Annotated in this window: 2 protein-coding genes; both read right to left on the bottom strand. The window is 35.0% G+C overall.

Annotated elements, in window-relative coordinates; genetic code table 11:
* Window positions 1-84: 84 nt before the first annotated feature.
* Window positions 85-741 (bottom strand): DUF4276 family protein, encoded by a 657-nt coding sequence (locus ACGHEH_RS21490; RefSeq protein ID WP_390449767.1) that lies wholly within the window; start codon window positions 739-741, stop codon window positions 85-87.
* Window positions 742-753: 12 nt separating this feature from the next.
* The gene (locus ACGHEH_RS21485) at window positions 754-1,977 is read right to left on the bottom strand and encodes an AAA family ATPase (protein ID WP_390449764.1); all 1,224 of its coding nucleotides are present in this window, start codon (window positions 1,975-1,977) and stop codon (window positions 754-756) included.
* Window positions 1,978-2,025 lie beyond the last annotated feature (48 nt).

Genomic DNA, 2,025 nt, shown 5'->3' with positions numbered 1-2,025 from the left:
CTGTTAAGCGGACTAAAATTGTTGGTTATAATGTGGAGCGAAGCGGAACCTAACCAACTGTTTTAGTTCCGTTTAAACACCTTGTTATGCGATATTTTGATTCATAGCAAATAATGCATTACAGAAGTTTAAAAAAGAGCCTGATTTTTCTCTAATGTTCTGTGGGCAAACATTTTTCAGAAACTTAACCCCATCATCTGTTTTTCTATACTTAGTCCAATGCCTCTTTAGAGTTCTCTCTGCAGGATGAGGTATGTTATCAGGCACTCTAAAATTATTATGATTTGGTGCTATACATGGTCGTATAGTTCTTTCCATGTTCGTAATGTCGCCCAAAATCCAGTTTTCCATTGAGCGAGAAGCAATACCAACAACAGTTTTATCATTTGTTACATTAGGCTTAACATCATTTTCAAATTCTTGTGAAGTACAATTTCTTCCCTCTAAATCGATCACGCAAGCAATATACTCAGCATCTGCCCCAAGAGTTACATCACATATTTTATTCAAATCTTTAACAATTTTAGTCGCAGGGACTGTATCACCATTGTGAATTCTCTTTGTTTTACTTAAAACTTGGAACTTTAAAGAATCTTGTGCAACTAATTTCCTTATGAAATCAGGCAACCCTTGATCTTCCATTTCTCCCTCAGTTACGAGAAGCAGCCTAGGTGTTGCCAAATTTTCAGAATTTTTCTTTTTAGCTTTAAACTCATTTCTGTCTTTTTTCCGTCTGGCCATTTTATTCAATCCTTAAATATTTGCTAACCATGCTTCATCTAAACTCATTCCAGCGTTATATAACCTTTGTTTATATTCATCTGGGTCGTCAGAGAATTCATATATCTCGGATTGATTACCTTCACGTGTTACTACTTTAACTTCTTCAGGGTTACAGGCCCGGATAACAAATGGGCTTTGTGTAGATATAATTATTTGCGAGAAGCTATTATCTGGATTATCTATGTATTCTCTATAGATTTTCATTAATAACGTAATAGCATCAGGGTGTAGGTGTGCCTCAGGTTCATCTATTACTAAAAGTTTTCCTTTAGTTTCCAAAATTGCAAGTCTACCCATTAACATCAATGTTCCATCACTCAAGTCCCAAGGGTGAAACTTACTATCTCCAATCTCTTGAACAACTAACCTAATTGCACCAGTTAGATCTCTTTCCGCTTTTACGTCAACAATCCATGGCATAAATTGCTTTAAATTACGTAGCCAATTCTTTTTTGATTCAAGTAGAGATTTCTTATTACTATTACACATGTCATAAATAAATGACCAAAGATCACTTGCATCAGATTCTTGCCAACCTCTAAGTCTACCATCTTCTCTAAAGTAGCTAGGAGATGATGGATCGACTTTAAACACCCTATTATTATGACCATAAATCTTACTAACAAGGGTCATAAAGCGCACTGAAGGCCATTTCAAACAAGGAATATCATCATCTCGAGATTTAATATAGCTCGGGTCAACATCATGGAAGGGGTTTTCTTCAAGAAATACCTTCCCCTTAACTCCCAAAATTTCAGTTCCCCTTTGTTTGATGGATTCTGCATAAGCAATTAAGTCATCATCATGGTTAAACACTTCTAACAGCTCTTTTGAAACTTTAAAGCCTAATGGTGATTTATTACTTTTATCTAGCTTAACCGTATGCTCAATACTCCCAAAAAGCTCACTTTCATCATCATATGTACTTACATTTAATTTGATGGATATACGCTTTGCTTCTTTATGAAATATTCCTGAACCTCCACCTATTCGTTCAATTGCTTTTTTCATAGATTCATCAGCAGCGAGCGGAATTGTCAATAACCCTTTTAGTAAAGAGGATTTACCAGAACCGTTTTTACCGACAAAAACAGTTAATGGGGTAAGCTCTGTTTGTGTATCCCTAAACAACCTAAAACCTGATAGTTTGATACCATCAATAATCGAGTAAAACTTTTTATTACTTTTTTCCATTTTTAAATCCATGTAATTTTAAATGCATGCTTGATGGTTCAATTCGCA

The sequence above is a fragment of the Pseudoalteromonas sp. MTN2-4 genome, from assembly GCF_042848605.1.
In the GTDB taxonomy this organism is placed as follows: Bacteria; Pseudomonadota; Gammaproteobacteria; order Enterobacterales; family Alteromonadaceae; genus Pseudoalteromonas.
The sequence above is the reverse complement of the archived record's forward strand: the minus strand, read 5'-3'. Positions and strand labels throughout refer to the sequence as shown.